Genomic DNA, 14,571 nt, shown 5'->3' on the forward strand with positions numbered 1-14,571 from the left:
GGGCTGCGCCCCTCCTTGGCCCCCTCTGCACTCCCCCCGGAACACCCCCTAAGAAACGTTTTCAATTTCCGTCAGGCAACGAGGGCAACGCGTCTCCTGCTGCGGGAGCTTCCTTCCCTCGCTTCGCTCGCTCAGGTGATCTCCCTCCGCGCCGCGTTTATGCCAGAGTCCGCTTTCGCTTCGATCAATAATACGCTTCAACCCAATACCATTAATGCGGAAACTGCTTCAGGGAATGGCTTTGTACCTTTTCCATTGCTTCAGGACATTTTGGCATCGCGAACCTGGAAAAAATCAAATTACAACACGAAGATGACCGACAGCTTCACTCCGCCTGTGGTGATGCCAATTATCATCCAGCCATGACTCGACGGATAAAATACGCGTCAAAATAATTCAGCCTGCCATCAAGAGCTGGTCGTGGAGTCGCCTTCCTTATACTCGCCGGAGCAACGCGGAGGCGATGGTTGGTGTTGGGCGAATTTGCAAAATACGCGTTTTGCGGCCTGAAAAGGAAGCGCCGGAATTTTGAGCGCAGCGTACTCAAGTACGTGAGCATCAAAATCCCGGCGCTGACGCATTCAGGGCGCAAAAGTCGGGTTTGCGTAAATCAGCCTGACAGGCTCACCCACACCACAAAAACCTCTCCCCCAGCTTCTGCCTTTTCTTCCTCTGCTCGTCACCGTTGCGGCGCTATTTCCCGTCCCCCAGCTTTGACAGCAACGTCTTGCGATTAATCCCCAAACGCCGCGCAGCCTCGCTCTTGTTGCCACCCACCTGCGCCAAAGTATCCATAACCGCCAGACGCTCAATCTCCTCAAGCGTCATATTGGCAAAATCCAGCCGCGACGCCGCCGGGGCCTCCGCCTCCTGCCCGCCAATGGTAGGGGGCAGCTCGCGCTCACTGATATATTCGCCCACCAGCAGCACCACAGCCCGTTCCACGGCATTTTCCAGCTCACGCACGTTGCCGGGCCAGTTGTGCTTCAGCAGGCGATCCATTGCGCCAGGCGTAAATCCTTTGACGGTCTTGCCATTGCGCTCGGCAAAAAGCTTCATAAAATGCATGGCAAGCAGGGGGATGTCCTCACCGCGCTCGCGCAAAGGCGGCAACTGCAAGGCTACCACGTTAAGCCGGTAATACAGATCCTGCCGGAAGCGCCCTTCTTCCACCTCGCGTGCCAGATCCTTGTTGGTGGCCGCCAGAATGCGCACATCCACGCGCACGGTCTGATCGCCGCCCACGCGCTGCAACTCGCGCTCCTGAATGACGCGCAGCAGCTTTACCTGCATGGAAAGCGGGATTTCGCCAATCTCGTCCAGAAAGATCGTGCCCTTATCCGCTGCCAGAAACCGCCCCTCGCGGCGCTTTTCCGCCCCTGTGAACGCGCCTTTTTCGTGGCCGAAAAGCTCCGATTCAAGCAGGGTTTCCGTCAGGGCAGCGCAGTTCACGGCCACATAGGGGCCAGAGCGGCGGTTGCTGTTGGCGTGGATGAGCTTGGCCACCACTTCCTTGCCGGTGCCGGATTCGCCCGTCACAAGCACTGTGGCCTCAGAGGGCGCAATGGCCGAAACAAGATCCAGCACCTGCCGCATGGCCTGGCTCTGCCCTATGACGTTGCGGGCATCCAGACCTGCCGCCAGCTCGTGGCGCAGAGTCCGCACCTCATGCCGCAGGCTGGCATGATCCAGGGCGCGCTCAAGGGCAAGCTTGAGCGCGTCAAAGGCCAGGGGTTTGGTGAGGTAGTCGTATGCCCCGGCCTTGAGCGCCTCCACGGCGCTGGAAACATCCGAGTAGGCCGTCATGATCAGAATGGGAATGGCGGGATTGTAGGCCTTGACTGCCCGCGTGGCTTCTATGCCGCTCATGCCCCCCATGCGTACATCCATGAGAATGAGGTCAAAAGGACGTTCACGGCACAGATCCAGGGCTTCCTCGCCGCTGGAGGCCCCGGTGGGCGCGTAGCCCCACTCTTCAAGCAGGGCGCGCAGCATTTCGCGGTGATTGTGGTCGTCATCCACCACCAGCAGTTGCATGGCGGGATTTGCAGTCATAACACTATCCTTGAACTGGTCGGTATGCGGTTTCGCCTGCGCTACGGGCAGGTCGCAACGGTGCGGAATGGCCCTAGTTTTTGCCGTTTACAGGCAGGGTGAGCGTAAATTCCGCCCCATGCCCCGGCGCGTTGCCAACGCTGACGCGCCCGCCGTGCCCCTCGGCAATCTGGTAGACAATGGCAAGCCCAAGACCGGTTCCCGATGATTTGGTGGTAAAATAGGGGGTAAATATGGAGGCCTGAATTTCTGCCGGGATGCCCGGCCCCGTGTCGGCCACGGTGATGCTGAACATGCCTTCGGGTAGCGCGCGCGTACTCACACGCAGGGTGCCACCGTGATCCATGGCCTGAACCGCGTTGAGAAAAAGATTCAGCAAGGCCTGAGTGAGCCGTTCCGTACTGATGCGCACCAGCGGAAAACCCGGCTCCATTTCAAAAACCACGGCAATGTTCTTGGCCTTGAGGTCGGCCTCGGCAAGCCGCAGCGCCCGCCCGATGACCTCGCCCAAGTCAGCCTGCACTGTTTCAAACGAACCGGGGCGCGCAAACTCCAGCAGTTCGGAAACCACGCGGTCCAGCCGTTCCACCTCGTCAATCATGCGCTGGGCGGCTTCTTCCTCGCGACCCCCCAGGGGCATGCGCTTGGCGATGTACAGGGCAACGCCCTTGATGGTGCTCAGGGGGTTGCGGATTTCATGCGCCACACCCGCCGCCAGATGCCCAAGGGCCGCCAGCCGGTCATTGCGCTGGGCGTCAGCCTGAAGGCGCTTCATTTCCGTAATGTCGCGCAACACAAATACGTTGCCCAAAAAAGCGCCGTCCTCATTGCGCATGGCCGCGCCGCCAAGGCTGACGGAGAGAGGTTTGATCCCCGGCACGGCGAGCGTTGTTTCCTGCTCCAGAATGCGCGCCCCTCCAGCCAACCTGGCCACCAAGGCTTCCCACTCCAGACCGGGCAGACTGCGCAGCCGCCGTGCCCGCGCAGGTCTGCCGGGCTTGCCAGCATCACCCTGCGAGGCCTCCGTGCCAGAAGGAAATATCTCTGAACGCTGTTTGCCGAACATGGTCAAAGCCGTATCGTTGATCATGGCAATGCGCCCGTCCGGGTCGCTGATCACAAGACCAAGGGGAAGGTTTGCCACGACTTCTGCGGCCATGACCTGCTGATCGCGCACAATACGCCGCCAGCGACGGTTGTTGTGCATCCAGAACAGGGACACAAAACCAGCCAGCCCCAAGGCGGCAGCCAGTGCGGCAGAAAGCAGGTTATTGCGCGCGTCCTGCGCCAGAGCATCCTCAAAGGGGCGCGCGTCAAAGCCCACCAGAGCCACGCCCACCACCTGCCGGGGGGCCTCAGGACCGGGACGGCCACCAAACCCTCCTCGTGCGGGAGGGGGCGGCGGCGGATTGTCAAACACATCATTGGGGTCAGGCCCGTCAATATCAGGGGAACGCCCCAGCATGCGGCCCATCATGCCCATGCCGTGGGAGCCGTGCCCGCCGCCCATATGCTGCTGCCCGCCCATGTGCTGTTGCCCATGTGAACGACTCAGGGGCGCAAACACACGAAAAACCTCAAAAACTTCTTTTCCATCCACATTGCGCACCCGCCACATGGGCCGGTCTGAAACATCTGCAAGGGGTGGGATATCCTGAGGCTGCACCAGCATGGGAGTGGGGGAAAATTCCGGTGCGACGTCATCCGGGACGCCGGGAATCGGCGAGCCGTCGCCGCTCTGGGCAAGTATGGCCCCGCTCATATCGGTAACAGCCATATAGAGAATGCCGGGTTGGCGGGCCGTTTCGCTGAGCAGCGGCCGCAGGCCCAGCACCGTGCCGGGGCTGAGGCGCAGGCCCGTGCGAGTTCCGGCTTCCAGCGCCCAGATGAGCGCCTCGGCCCTGTCCGTAAGGTTGTGCACCATAAAGGCCCGTTCGCGCTGGTTGCTGCGCACGGAAAGCCCCACCAGTGTCAGGCCGAGAATAAGGGCTGCCCCAAGCAGCATCCAGGGTGAAAGGCCCATACGCGACAAGCGCTGGGAGAGAGATGGGCGAAAACGGATCATGAGTGTTTCCTCAACGGCGCAGTATCATAAGTATGTATTTTTTACTCACCGCGCAAGCCCCCTGGTAAAAATTGGATAGCTGGCCAGCCAACTGAGTAAAAAATGGACAACATCAATCCAACCAGAGAAGCCTGGGGATTTATCAATTTAATTTAACATAACAAATTTATATGGTTACAATATTTTACTCATCTTGGCACGGCCTTTGCCTATACAGCATCAAACGGCGCTGAAATACGCAGCACCAATCAGAATACAAATAACAAACTGACGGCGCAACGTCACATTGAGGATACTGATATGTATGGCTGCGATATAGGAAGCGTAATGGGATGGGGAAATGGCATGACGCACCTCATAATCATGATACTGATTATTTCCCTGGCGGTCGCTTTCATCAGCAGAATGTTCCCGTTACAGCGAAAAAACATGGATTATACAGATTCCATGGCGATTCTCAAAAGACGGCTGGCCTCTGGTGAAATCACTCTTGAAGAATACGAAAAACTGAAAAAATCCATCTGAGCGGACTTGCCCTGAGCAGGCCGAGATAAAGGAGAATATTCATGAACTCTATCAAACTTACCCTTGTTTTCGCTTCCCTGGCGCTGGTGCTGGCTTTTGCGGTAAACGCCTCTGCCGCCAACACGGCAGATAGCCAGATCAGCTCCTCATGGTGCGGCAACGGTCAATCCGGCTCGCACGGCCCCCACGGCCACGGTCATGGTTACGGGCGATAAGCTTTCCGTCAGCCAGATCAAATAATCACCTAACCAACACGCAACTACCATCAAACCAAAAGGATATACTACAATGAAGACATCCAAGATCGTTACCAGCGGCGCGGCCCTTACCCTTGCCATTTTCCTCGGCCTTTCGGGCGTTGCCTCTGCACGGCAAGGCGACGGGCAAGGCCCCGCAGGCATGGGTCCCGGCACAGGCATGGGCATGGGTATGGGCCCCGGCATGGGTTATGGCATGGGCCCTGGCATGGGATTGTCCAGCGAACAGATTGAAACCATGCAGCAGATCCACCAGAGCTTTGTTGAAAAAACACAGCCCACCATGCAGCAGCACTTTTCCAAGATGGCTGAACTGAACAATCTTGCCGCCGCTGGCGCCAAGCCCGACGACGCCCGCGTCAAGGCCGCCCAGAAGGATCTGCGCGAAATCGACGCCAAGCTGTACAGCGCCAAGGCCGAAATGCTCAAGCAGATGTCTGACAAGGGCATTCCCTTCATGGCTGGCCACGGCATGGGCCGGGGCATGGGGCACCGCATGGGCGGACACGGCATGGGACATGGCATGATGGGCAACGGCATGATGGGCCCCGGTAACTGCCCCGGCATGGCTGGCATGCCTGGCGCAACCAATGCCACTGGCAATGCCGTGCAGTCCGGCGCTACCGGCAACAAGTAACCTGCTACAAGCGCACCGCACAGCCCAGTCAAGGGCAACGAGCCTCCATAAAGCAAGCCTCCGGAACCTTATGATTCCGGAGGCTTGCGCATTTACGCAGCACCAAGGAGCACCCTGACCGCCATGTGCAAAAAAGCCGCCCGCTCATGGGAGCAGACGGCCTGATCACAAGCAAAAACCGCCATGAAACCCTGATTTCACGGCGGTTTTTCTGTCCGGGCGGCTATGCGGTATAGTCGCCCCTGTTGAACTTGATTTTTTCTGTCGTTGTCATCACGTCAAGCTCGTTGACCAGAGAATCAAGCCCAGCATTCTGGCCTCGTACAGAGGCCGTGCTGTTCTTGAGGGCGGAAACCTGCCCGTCTATCCCCTGCAACAGAGAATAGGCTTCGCGCAAGGAACCATTCTGGCCCGAAGAGCCCAGGGCGTTAACGTACGAATCCCACATGTCCAGCGTGCCGGAAGCCTGAGAGAAGGCGCTCTGGATAACGTCTTCGTCCACATCTACCGATTCGGACTGGGTGGAGCCAAGCAGCATCTGACTGATCATGGATGCTTGCGAGGTCTGCCCCGCCGCCGCTGTGGGGAACGCAGAAGATGCAACGGCATTTTCAAGGCCCATCTGTTCGCTCAAAGCCGCCTCAAAGCCGCCCTGCGCCGTCTGCGCTCGGGTTGTGCCCGGGGTCTGGCTCTGCTGGCGTAACAGCGCCTCAAGTTGATCGTTGGTAACTTTCATGTCGCCTCCAGGGTTGGCGTACTGCCGTTGCAGAAAAAATGCAAAAATCCTGCCACAAAGGCTTACTTCCATAACAGGCTGATTTTTCACAGGCTGGCAGAAGCAATGGGGAAAAAATTTCCCTGCCCCTTGGCGGCGTTAGGCGAAATGTCTTGTCTATTGTGCCGAAAAAAACTACCATTTATTACAGATGAAGGCAAAGGATAAAGGCTGCGACCCCAAACCAAACCCCTCTTGGTCGGCCATATTCAGCCAGCCCGTTAATCAATCTGCCTACCGGGGGGAACAGGAGTTTGCCATGAAGGATATCAAGAAGATTCTTTGCGCGGTAGACCTTTCCGAACACAGCAAGGAAGTTGCCGAATACGCGGTGCTTCTTGCCAAGGGGCTCAATGCGAGCGTGCTTGTTGTATACACTGCCCCCTCGCTGAGTCAGTACGTGGGCTTTCATGTGCCACCCAATACCATTGAGAATTTTGTCGGCGAAATTGTGACCGGCGCTGAAAAGTCCATGGAATCGTTTGTGGCCGAAAATTTCGTGGGTGTTGAAGCCAAGGGACAGGTGCTCATCGGCTATGCCGCCGAAGAAATCCTCAACCGCGCCCGAGAAGAAAAGGCCGACCTTATCGTTATGGGCACTCATGGCCGCAAGGGCATTGACCGCATTCTTTTCGGCTCTGTGGCGGAAAAGGTGGTCAAGAACGCCGACATGCCCGTGCTGACCGTGCGCCCCACGGAAGCAGGCGAATAACTCTGGCGGATCTGGCCCTTCCTGCAGGCACGCAGGCAGTTGCGCCAGTACCAGAGCCATAAAGAAAGACAAGCTTTCCAACTTTTTCAGCCAGCAAGCTGTCGCATTGCGATGGTTTGCTGGCTGAAACATACTGACAAGCGCCGCAAAACGCCTTGCGCCCATGCGCAGCCATGAATCTTCGCCCTTGAGGGCGATACCGGTGGAGTAACCATGTCCGAGATCAGTGTGCGCCAGGAAATTATGGCCCTCAAGGCCTATGTTCCCGGTCTTTCCATTGCCGAAATCCAGGATAAGTACAACCTGCCCCAGGTTATCAAGATGGCCAGCAACGAAAACCCGCTGGGCATGCCCCCTCTGGCCCGCGAAGCTGTGGAACGCCACGCCGCCGGGGCCTTCCGCTATCCGCAGGGCGGCAATCCGCGACTGGCAAAGGCGCTGGGCCAGCGACACGGCGTTGACGAGCACCGTGTGGTTGTGGGCAATGGTTCGGACGAAATCATTGACCTGCTTATCCGCATTCTGGCGATACCCGGCGCGCACAACATTGTGTGCTTCAACCCCTGTTTCAGCATTTACCCCATTCAGGGGCGTATTTGCGGCGTAGAAATCCGGCGGCAGCCTCTTGAGGAAGACTTTTCCTTCAACTTTGCCGCCCTGCTGGAACTGGTGGACGCCAACACGCGCATTGTTTTTGTGACCACGCCCGACAATCCCTCGGGCTTTTGCCCCCCGCGTGCTGCCGTGGAGGCCCTTGCGCGCGATCTGGCGCAGAAGGCCCCCGACTGCCTGCTGGTGGTGGACGAAGCCTACGTGGATTTTGCCGAGGATGAAAAAGCCGCATCCCTGCTGGCGAGCGGCATCATGCCCCATAACACGGCCTTCATGCGTACGTTTTCCAAAAGCTTCGGGCTTGCGGGCATGCGGGTGGGCTACGGTATTTTGCCTGACCACCTGGCGGATTTTGTCTGGCGCGCGCGCCTGCCCTTCTCTGTCAACATTCTGGCAGAAGAAGCGGCTCTGGCGGCACTGGCCGATGATACTTTTTACAACGCCACGCAGGATGCCGTGCGCACAGGCCGTAAAGAACTGTTTACGGGCCTGACCGCTCTGGGCTGCAAAGTGTGGCCAAGCGAAGCGAACTTTTTGATGTTCGGCATGCCCGAGGGCGCGCCCACCGCTGCCGAATGCTTTGAAACCCTGCTCGCGCGCGGCATCATCATCCGCCCGCTCAAGAGCTACAGTTTGCCGGATCTGCTGCGCGTCAGCATTGGCAACCAGCAGGAAAACCTCGCATTCCTTTCCGCCATGGCAGATATTATTGCCCGCAAAGGGGAAAAGGCATGAGTGCGCGGCTTCCTGTGGTGACGCTTGACGGCCCGGCAGGTGTGGGCAAAACCACGCTGGCCCGGCGTGTGGCCGAAGGGCTTGGCCTTTCCTACCTTGATACCGGGGCCATGTTCCGCTGTATGGCGCTCAAGCTGGGCGCCGGGGCGGAAACATTGCCGGAAGAAGAACTGCGCACCCGCTGCGCGGAGTGGACGTTCACCCTTTCGGGTCTTGGACAGCAGTCCACCCTGTTCTGCAACGGCGTGGCCGTGCGGGGCGAGGTACGCACCGAGGCCGTGGGCATGCTGGCGGCCCGCATAGCCACCGTGCCTGTGGTGCGTGAAATCCTGCGCGCCACCCAGCGCGCCATTGGCGAGCAGTACCCGCTGGTGGCAGAAGGACGCGACATGGGAACCGTGGTCTTTCCCGATGCGCGCTTCAAGTTTTTTCTGGATGCAGCGCCCGAGGTACGCGCCTCGCGCCGTCTGCACGACCTTGAATCCAGCGGGCAGAAGGCGGACCTCGCCACCCTGACCGAACAGATCCGCCAGCGCGACGCCCTTGACCGCAACCGCGCCGTGGCCCCCCTGCGCCCCGCGCAGGATTCGCTGATTGTGGACACGTCCCACCTTGACATTGAAGGGGTGCTTGGCGTCATCCTGCACCACATCAACGTGCATGGCGGTACGCAGAGCCTTCGCTCCGCCTGACGCGCACAGTAATCCGCACACAAATTCGCACCCTTAAAGGCCGAACCGTTTCATGGTTCGGCCTTCTTTTGTTCCCCCTTGGCTGCCCGAAAAACACAGCGGCAAGAATTGCCCAACCAGGAAAATCCTGCCTGTGCGGCCCCCCTGAGCGCCAAGGCTTTGGCGCTTTAAGCGGTGCCAAGCCGCCCCCCTGGCGTATATTTTGCACAAACTGCAAATCACCACACTGTATTTATTGCACTCTTTTACTATTGGCACGTTCAGTGCATATAAAAAAGCAAGTCAGTGGCGCATAAAGCGCCCGACCACAAACCAGCCTCAGTTGGGGAGGATACCATGAGCAATCAACTGGATTACGAAATCAATAAGGAATTGGGCGAGTGCTACCTTTTCATGGGTGACTTTGACAAGGCCGAGGAATACTACCGCAAGGCCGCAGGCAGCAACTCCCAGAGCGCGGCCCCCTTCCTGGGACTGGCCACCGTGGCCGTGCAGCGCTCTGATCTGGACAAGGCTCTGATTCTGTACCAGAAGGCCGCTTCTGTGGAAGAAACCGACAAGGCGCTGTGCGGCATTGGCCTTGTGTACATGGAAAAGGGCGACCACCAGCAGGCCTTTGACTACTTTGCAGCCGCCCTGAAGAAATCCAGGGAAAACATTGTGGCTCTCAACTGCCTGGTGCGCGAATCTTATCAGCTTGGCTGCGTTGAAAACGCGCTGCCCTACCTGGAAGACACCCTGAGCTCCGGCGTGGAAGCCGAAGCCGTTCGCGTCACTCTGGCTGGCTGCATGATCTACCTTGGCCGCGCCGAAGAAGCCCGGCAGCACCTTGAAGCGGTGTTGGGCGCCAACCCCACCAACATCAATGCCAAGGAACTTTTCGACACCATGGCTGCCTAGTCAGCCTGTACATACTCCCCTCCCCACATGATTTTCCGGCCCCTGGCGGGTGTCGGGGGCCGGAAAATCATTCCCTGAGGGAAGCCACGCGCCGCTGCCGCTATTGATCCGTTCTCCGGATCGGGCACGGCGGCACGGAGCGCCGGAAAAACCCCTGATGTACGTCAGGGGTTTTTGTGTTTGGGCGGCTTATTCCGCCCGCAAGTGGCTATATGGGCAGCGGAAGTTGCCGCTGTTCAGAGTTTGGCCCGAATTTCGTCGTAGCTTTCCCGCAGCTTCATAACCTGCGGGTCGTTAAGAACCTGTGCCCCGTCGCGCGCCACAGCGCACATGAACAGCAGGGCCTCCTCCGCATCAGACATACTGTTGCAGACAATATCGTAATATTCCGTCTTGTTGGACGGATCAATCTTTCTGGCGCTCTCCGCCGCCTGACGGAAAGTCTTGATAAACACCTCGCAGCGTTCGTGCCGAAACACTCTGCGGCCAAAAACCTGCAACAGGGGCGTTTCCGCCTGCACGCCCGCGAGCACGCCTTCCACCTCGCGCGCAAGGGCAGCCCCGGCCTCGGAGCTGCGGGCATTTAAAGCAGGTACATTGCACAGGCATTCACGCACAACCAGCCGCACGTCTGCTATGCTGAAACGGTGCTCGCGCGATTTTTTAAATTCGTCCATGAGCAGCAGAAACATGCGCTCACGGTGATAAAGTTGCGCAGCCTTTTTCTGCTTTTGCAGTTCCTTGCGCTGCTCGCGCATTTCATCGTTCTGCATTTTTATGGAAACAATGATGCCCGCAAACGCAAGCCCTGAAAACAGAGTGTTAAGCACCCCGAAGGAATCGCCAAATGTGCCGGACTTGCTGAAATCTTCCACTGACAAGTATAGACACAGGGCTGATGCGGCCCAGATAACTATCACAAGCAAGGCCGCTTTCCAGAACAGCGCCCATGTCACCCTGTCAGGAGAAGCCTCCGCGGTTGCGTGGGCGTGCGGGCCACCAGAAGCGGATGACATACCCGTATTCAAGAAGCTTCCGTTTTCGGCATCCTTAGCGCGCTGTGAGCGTGCCGCCATACAGTGTTCCTCCATTGCTTGCGCGGCGCAAAATCTGCCGCCTGGGCAGCATAACCTTTCAACGTTGCCCCCGCAAACAAGGCGTGCGGCAATGCCCCGGAGGCCCGTTGCAGGCTGTTGACGCGCCATGTTGCAGCAGATATGAGATTTGACGCTCTGTTCAACTTCTTCCGGCCTGCCAGGCATTTGTTCTTGCGACCGCCCGATGGATTTTCCATGCAGATACCAATTCCCGTCAGCACCGTGGGCCTGCTGTTTTGCTCCAATCTTTTCATGACGTTTGCCTGGTACGGACACCTGCGCTACAGGAGTACAGCCCTGCCGCTGGTTATCATCACGAGCTGGGCCATCGCTTTTTTTGAATATGTTTTGCAAGTGCCCGCCAACAGGATAGGCTACGGATATTTTTCGGCGGCAGAACTGAAAACCATTCAGGAAGTCATCTCCCTGACTGTCTTCATGGGCTTTTCCGCTTTTTGGCTGCACGAGCCTTTGCGTTGGAACCACCTTGTGGGTTTTGCGCTCATTGTGCTGGCAGCGTGGATTATCTTCAAGGAATGGTAGACAACGTGTTGGATTTCAGCCTGGTTACATACGCCGTTGGCATAGCCGCGGCATTCGGGGGCGGATTTATTGACTCCATCGCTGGCGGCGGCGGGCTTATTACCATGCCCGCCCTGCTGCTTTCCGGCGTACCGCCGCATCAGTCTTTGGGCGTCAACAAGGTCAGCGCCTGCCTTGGCACCACGGTTGCCCTTGGCAACTTTGCCCGCAGCAATCTGGTATTGTGGCGGGTAGCCCTGGCGGGCATTATTTTCTCGCTGGTTGGTTCGTGGGCCGGGTCACGGCTTGCCCTGCTGCTGGACGCGGCTGTTCTTGGCAAGGTGCTGGTGGCCTTGCTGCCCATAGGCATGTGCGCAACCCTGCTGCCCAAGAAAGAACACAAGCAGACGCCACTGCCGCACTCCGGCCCCCACTTCTGGATTCCCGTGGCCTTTGTATGCCTTCTCATTGGCGGCTATGACGGATTTTTCGGCCCAGGCACCGGGAGTTTTCTTATCCTGGCCTTTCACTGGATTCTGCGCATGGGGTTGATGGAAGCCTCCGCAACCTCCAAGGTGCTCAACCTTGCCTCAAACTTTGCCGGAGCCGTGGTTTTCATCGTCAACGGCGTGGTGGTGTGGAGTCTGGCCCTGCCAATGGCCGCGGCCTGCTGCCTGGGCAACTGGATGGGAAGCCGCCTGGCTATTCGCGTAGGGCCTGCGGCTGTGCGCCGCTTTTTGACCATTTCGCTCAGCCTCCTGCTGCTGACCCTTGTATGGCAGTATTTTCTGGCTCCGAGCACGCACTAGTAAACCAACAGATCGACAGTCCAACGCAAGCGGCCCCGGAATATCGCATTCCGGGGCTGCTTGCCATTGAACTGTGTGCAGAGCTAGCCGCGCTTCATCTCGCTGATAAGTTCACTCATGCGCTCGGCCTGGCGGGCAAGCTCGCTCACGGCCCGGGAAGCTTCGCCCATGGCCTGCGCGGTCTGGCTGGACATCTCGTTGACGCTGACAATGGACTGGTTGATCTCGTCGCTGGTGGCGGACTGCTGCTCGCTGGCCGTGGCAATGGCGCTCACCTGATCTGCCGATTCCTCGACCTTGGTCACAATTCCCTGCAAGGCTTCGCCGGACTGTTTTGCAAGCTCGGCGGCCTTTTCCACCTCTGCCAGAGCCTTGTCCATGGCGGCAACGCTCTGCCCTGCGCTGCCCTGAATGGCAGAAATGGCATTGCCCACATCATTGGTGGAGGCCATGGTTTTTTCTGCCAGCTTGCGCACTTCATCGGCCACCACGGCAAAACCGCGCCCGGCCTCGCCCGCGCGGGCGGCCTCAATGGCGGCATTGAGCGCCAGCAGATTGGTCTGGTCGGCGATGTCCGAGATCACGTTCATAATCTGGGTGATTGCCTGGGCATGCTGGTTCAGCGTGGTCATGTCGCCCTTGAGCGCCAGCGAAACCTTGTGCACCTGCCCTATGCTCTGCAAGGCGTTTTCCACAATATTCGCACCGCTTTCGGCATTGGCCCGCGTTTCCGCAGACACAGCCGAAGCCGCGGAAGCATTACGGGCAACTTCCTGCACGGTGGCGTTCATTTCATTCATGGCCGTGGCGGCCTCGGCCAGGCGCTGTGCGGATTCTACGGCGCTCTTGTCCGACTGCTCGATCTGTGCGGAAAGTTCTGTGGAAGCGGCGGAAATAACGCTCACCACTTCTTCCAGTTGCCCTGCTGCCGTCAGCATGCCCTCGCGCTTGGCGCTCTCGGCCTGACGCGCAGCTTCTTCGGCTCTGGCTGTGGCTTTTTCCGCCTCTTCCGTAGCGTGCTGCGCGGCCTGGGTTTTATGTTCACTTTCGCTCAAAAGGTGCCGGATGCTTTGCACCATGCGCCGCATGCCCGCCGCAAGCGTGCTGAATTCGTCACCGCGCTTTTCAGCGGCATCAAAAAGAGCGCGTTCTTTGTCGTTGGTTTCAAGACGACCACCGGCAACGGCTTCGGCAACGCCCGAAATACCGCCCACCATACGCACAATGCCCCGGGCCGAGAAAAAGATCATGGTTCCGACTATCAGCGCACAGGCCAGAGTAAGCAGGCTGGCGTTGGTCAGCAGGTCGCTGATGGGTTTGAAGATTTCGCCACGGTCAAATTCCACGCACAAAATCCAGCCTTCGTGCGGCAGCGGCTTATAGTACAGCCCTTTTTCACCCTTGCCATTGTCAAAGCGGGTACGCCCTTCCTTTTGCTGCAACAGGGCCGCCACATGGGACACCTTGCTGTCATTGCGCCCGAGAACAGCTCCATCCGGGTTCAGAACCATACGCCCCTGAAGGTCGTAGGCATAGACCATGCCCTTCTGGCCGATCTTGATTTTATCAGTGGTATTTTTGCCCAGAATTTTATTGTCGATTGCCGCTGCCAGCACGGCCATGTTTTTGCCGTCCAGCTTGAGCGGCATGGCAAGCACGGTGTACACCTCGCCAGTGGTGGCATCTACCATGCCAACGACACTGGGCTGGCCATTCTTGCTCTTTGCAAAGTATTCCCTGTCAGAAAAATTGGCGCCGACGAACTTGTTCTTCCCCTGTTGCTTATCAACGCGGTACCCAAGCACGGTGCCGTCCATGGCAATGATTGCGGCGGAAGAAACCATGTCGTTATTGGTCACAAAAGAATCAAGAGCCTGGTCTGCCCGCGTAAACAGGGCTCCCTCAAAGGCATCCGATTTGTTGCGGGAGTAGGCTTCCACCTGATCCTTGATGCGCTGGTTCTCGGTCATGGTTTGCAGGCCCTGTTCTATCCCGGAAAACACCGCGTCAAGCCCTATGCTCTGGCACTCAAGCAGGGCATTCATATCTGTGGCAATCTGCTCTCGCAGGATTTCTTCTGACATCTTGTAGCAAACCCCTGCCACAAGCATCAGCCCCACTATTGCCGGAGTGAGGATGGAAATTCCCATTTTCGCAAGTAATCCGAGTTTCATCACT

15 protein-coding genes are annotated in these 14,571 nt (G+C 58.2%); 10 read left to right on the forward strand and 5 right to left on the reverse strand.

Annotated elements, in window-relative coordinates:
- The coding region (locus NE637_RS14585) for a hypothetical protein (RefSeq protein WP_256267780.1) at positions 1-366 on the forward strand (366 nt) is incomplete at its 5' end.
- 327 nt (positions 367-693) lie between these two features.
- Here NE637_RS14585 and NE637_RS14590 read toward each other — a convergent pair.
- Both NE637_RS14590 and NE637_RS14595 read right to left on the reverse strand, forming a co-directional pair.
- On the reverse strand, positions 694-2,055 hold the full coding sequence (locus tag NE637_RS14590; protein ID WP_227119372.1) for a sigma-54-dependent transcriptional regulator: 1,362 nt from the start codon (positions 2,053-2,055) through the stop codon (positions 694-696).
- Positions 2,056-2,128: 73 nt separating this feature from the next.
- Entirely contained in the window at positions 2,129-4,120 is a 1,992-nt protein-coding gene (locus NE637_RS14595) for an ATP-binding protein (protein ID WP_227119371.1), read from the reverse strand.
- A 429-nt stretch (positions 4,121-4,549) separates the two neighbouring features.
- Here NE637_RS14595 and NE637_RS14600 point away from each other — a divergent pair, with 429 nt between their 5' ends.
- The 3 genes from NE637_RS14600 to NE637_RS14610 all read left to right on the forward strand — a co-directional run bounded on the left by NE637_RS14600 (position 4,550) and on the right by NE637_RS14610 (position 5,539).
- The gene (locus NE637_RS14600) at positions 4,550-4,645 is read left to right on the forward strand and encodes an SHOCT domain-containing protein (protein ID WP_159060426.1); all 96 of its coding nucleotides are present in this window, start codon (positions 4,550-4,552) and stop codon (positions 4,643-4,645) included.
- Positions 4,646-4,686: 41 nt separating this feature from the next.
- Positions 4,687-4,860 (forward strand): hypothetical protein, encoded by a 174-nt coding sequence (locus NE637_RS14605; RefSeq protein ID WP_227119370.1) that lies wholly within the window; start codon positions 4,687-4,689, stop codon positions 4,858-4,860.
- 73 nt (positions 4,861-4,933) lie between these two features.
- The gene (locus tag NE637_RS14610) at positions 4,934-5,539 is read left to right on the forward strand and encodes a periplasmic heavy metal sensor (RefSeq protein ID WP_227119369.1); all 606 of its coding nucleotides are present in this window, start codon (positions 4,934-4,936) and stop codon (positions 5,537-5,539) included.
- 223 nt (positions 5,540-5,762) lie between these two features.
- Here the strand turns inward: NE637_RS14610 and NE637_RS14615 are convergent, their stop codons facing one another.
- Positions 5,763-6,275: a hypothetical protein gene (locus NE637_RS14615; RefSeq protein ID WP_027180684.1), complete on the reverse strand. Its 513-nt coding sequence runs from the start codon at positions 6,273-6,275 to the stop codon at positions 5,763-5,765.
- A gap of 298 nt (positions 6,276-6,573) precedes the next feature.
- Between NE637_RS14615 and NE637_RS14620 the strand changes: the two genes are divergently transcribed.
- The 4 genes from NE637_RS14620 (at position 6,574) to NE637_RS14635 (ending at position 9,965) form a co-directional block, all read left to right on the forward strand.
- Positions 6,574-7,026, forward strand: a complete 453-nt coding sequence (locus NE637_RS14620) for a universal stress protein (protein ID WP_022658008.1) — start codon at positions 6,574-6,576, stop codon at positions 7,024-7,026.
- A gap of 213 nt (positions 7,027-7,239) precedes the next feature.
- Positions 7,240-8,373 carry a histidinol-phosphate transaminase gene (gene hisC / locus NE637_RS14625; RefSeq protein WP_227119368.1) on the forward strand — a complete coding sequence of 378 codons (1,134 nt, stop codon included), beginning with the start codon at positions 7,240-7,242 and terminating at the stop codon, positions 8,371-8,373.
- Positions 8,370-9,065 carry a (d)CMP kinase gene (gene cmk, locus NE637_RS14630; protein ID WP_022658006.1) on the forward strand — a complete coding sequence of 232 codons (696 nt, stop codon included), beginning with the start codon at positions 8,370-8,372 and terminating at the stop codon, positions 9,063-9,065. The genes hisC and cmk overlap by 4 nt, the downstream gene beginning before the upstream one ends.
- 336 nt (positions 9,066-9,401) lie before the next feature.
- Positions 9,402-9,965, forward strand: a complete 564-nt coding sequence (locus tag NE637_RS14635) for a tetratricopeptide repeat protein (protein WP_192112470.1) — start codon at positions 9,402-9,404, stop codon at positions 9,963-9,965.
- Between the two features lie 236 nt (positions 9,966-10,201).
- On the opposite strand, the gene NE637_RS14640 is transcribed toward NE637_RS14635, so the two are convergent.
- Positions 10,202-11,041: a hypothetical protein gene (locus NE637_RS14640; RefSeq protein ID WP_227119367.1), complete on the reverse strand. Its 840-nt coding sequence runs from the start codon at positions 11,039-11,041 to the stop codon at positions 10,202-10,204.
- A 216-nt stretch (positions 11,042-11,257) separates the two neighbouring features.
- Between NE637_RS14640 and NE637_RS14645 the strand changes: the two genes are divergently transcribed.
- On the forward strand, positions 11,258-11,605 hold the full coding sequence (locus NE637_RS14645; protein ID WP_022658003.1) for a DMT family protein: 348 nt from the start codon (positions 11,258-11,260) through the stop codon (positions 11,603-11,605).
- Positions 11,581-12,393, forward strand: a complete 813-nt coding sequence (locus NE637_RS14650) for a sulfite exporter TauE/SafE family protein (RefSeq protein ID WP_227119366.1) — start codon at positions 11,581-11,583, stop codon at positions 12,391-12,393. Before NE637_RS14645 ends, NE637_RS14650 begins: the two co-directional genes overlap by 25 nt.
- A gap of 83 nt (positions 12,394-12,476) precedes the next feature.
- Here NE637_RS14650 and NE637_RS14655 read toward each other — a convergent pair whose 3' ends face one another.
- Entirely contained in the window at positions 12,477-14,567 is a 2,091-nt protein-coding gene (locus tag NE637_RS14655; RefSeq protein ID WP_227119365.1) for a methyl-accepting chemotaxis protein, read from the reverse strand.
- Positions 14,568-14,571 lie beyond the last annotated feature (4 nt).

Source organism: Desulfovibrio desulfuricans, assembly GCF_024460775.1.
Lineage (GTDB): Bacteria > Desulfobacterota > Desulfovibrionia > Desulfovibrionales > Desulfovibrionaceae > Desulfovibrio > Desulfovibrio desulfuricans_E.

What these genes read in the sequence shown, in the direction of transcription:
- NE637_RS14590 (WP_227119372.1), bottom strand. Translation starts at nt 2,055, where the DNA reads ATGACTGCAAATCCCGCCATGCAACTGCTGGTGGTGGATGACGACCAC.
- NE637_RS14595 (WP_227119371.1), bottom strand. Translation starts at nt 4,120, where the DNA reads ATGATCCGTTTTCGCCCATCTCTCTCCCAGCGCTTGTCGCGTATGGGC.
- NE637_RS14600 (WP_159060426.1), top strand. Translation starts at nt 4,550, where the DNA reads ATGGATTATACAGATTCCATGGCGATTCTCAAAAGACGGCTGGCCTCT.
- NE637_RS14605 (WP_227119370.1), top strand. Translation starts at nt 4,687, where the DNA reads ATGAACTCTATCAAACTTACCCTTGTTTTCGCTTCCCTGGCGCTGGTG.
- NE637_RS14610 (WP_227119369.1), top strand. Translation starts at nt 4,934, where the DNA reads ATGAAGACATCCAAGATCGTTACCAGCGGCGCGGCCCTTACCCTTGCC.
- NE637_RS14615 (WP_027180684.1), bottom strand. Translation starts at nt 6,275, where the DNA reads ATGAAAGTTACCAACGATCAACTTGAGGCGCTGTTACGCCAGCAGAGC.
- NE637_RS14620 (WP_022658008.1), top strand. Translation starts at nt 6,574, where the DNA reads ATGAAGGATATCAAGAAGATTCTTTGCGCGGTAGACCTTTCCGAACAC.
- hisC (WP_227119368.1), top strand. Translation starts at nt 7,240, where the DNA reads ATGTCCGAGATCAGTGTGCGCCAGGAAATTATGGCCCTCAAGGCCTAT.
- cmk (WP_022658006.1), top strand. Translation starts at nt 8,370, where the DNA reads ATGAGTGCGCGGCTTCCTGTGGTGACGCTTGACGGCCCGGCAGGTGTG.
- NE637_RS14635 (WP_192112470.1), top strand. Translation starts at nt 9,402, where the DNA reads ATGAGCAATCAACTGGATTACGAAATCAATAAGGAATTGGGCGAGTGC.
- NE637_RS14640 (WP_227119367.1), bottom strand. Translation starts at nt 11,041, where the DNA reads ATGGCGGCACGCTCACAGCGCGCTAAGGATGCCGAAAACGGAAGCTTC.
- NE637_RS14645 (WP_022658003.1), top strand. Translation starts at nt 11,258, where the DNA reads ATGCAGATACCAATTCCCGTCAGCACCGTGGGCCTGCTGTTTTGCTCC.
- NE637_RS14655 (WP_227119365.1), bottom strand. Translation starts at nt 14,567, where the DNA reads ATGAAACTCGGATTACTTGCGAAAATGGGAATTTCCATCCTCACTCCG.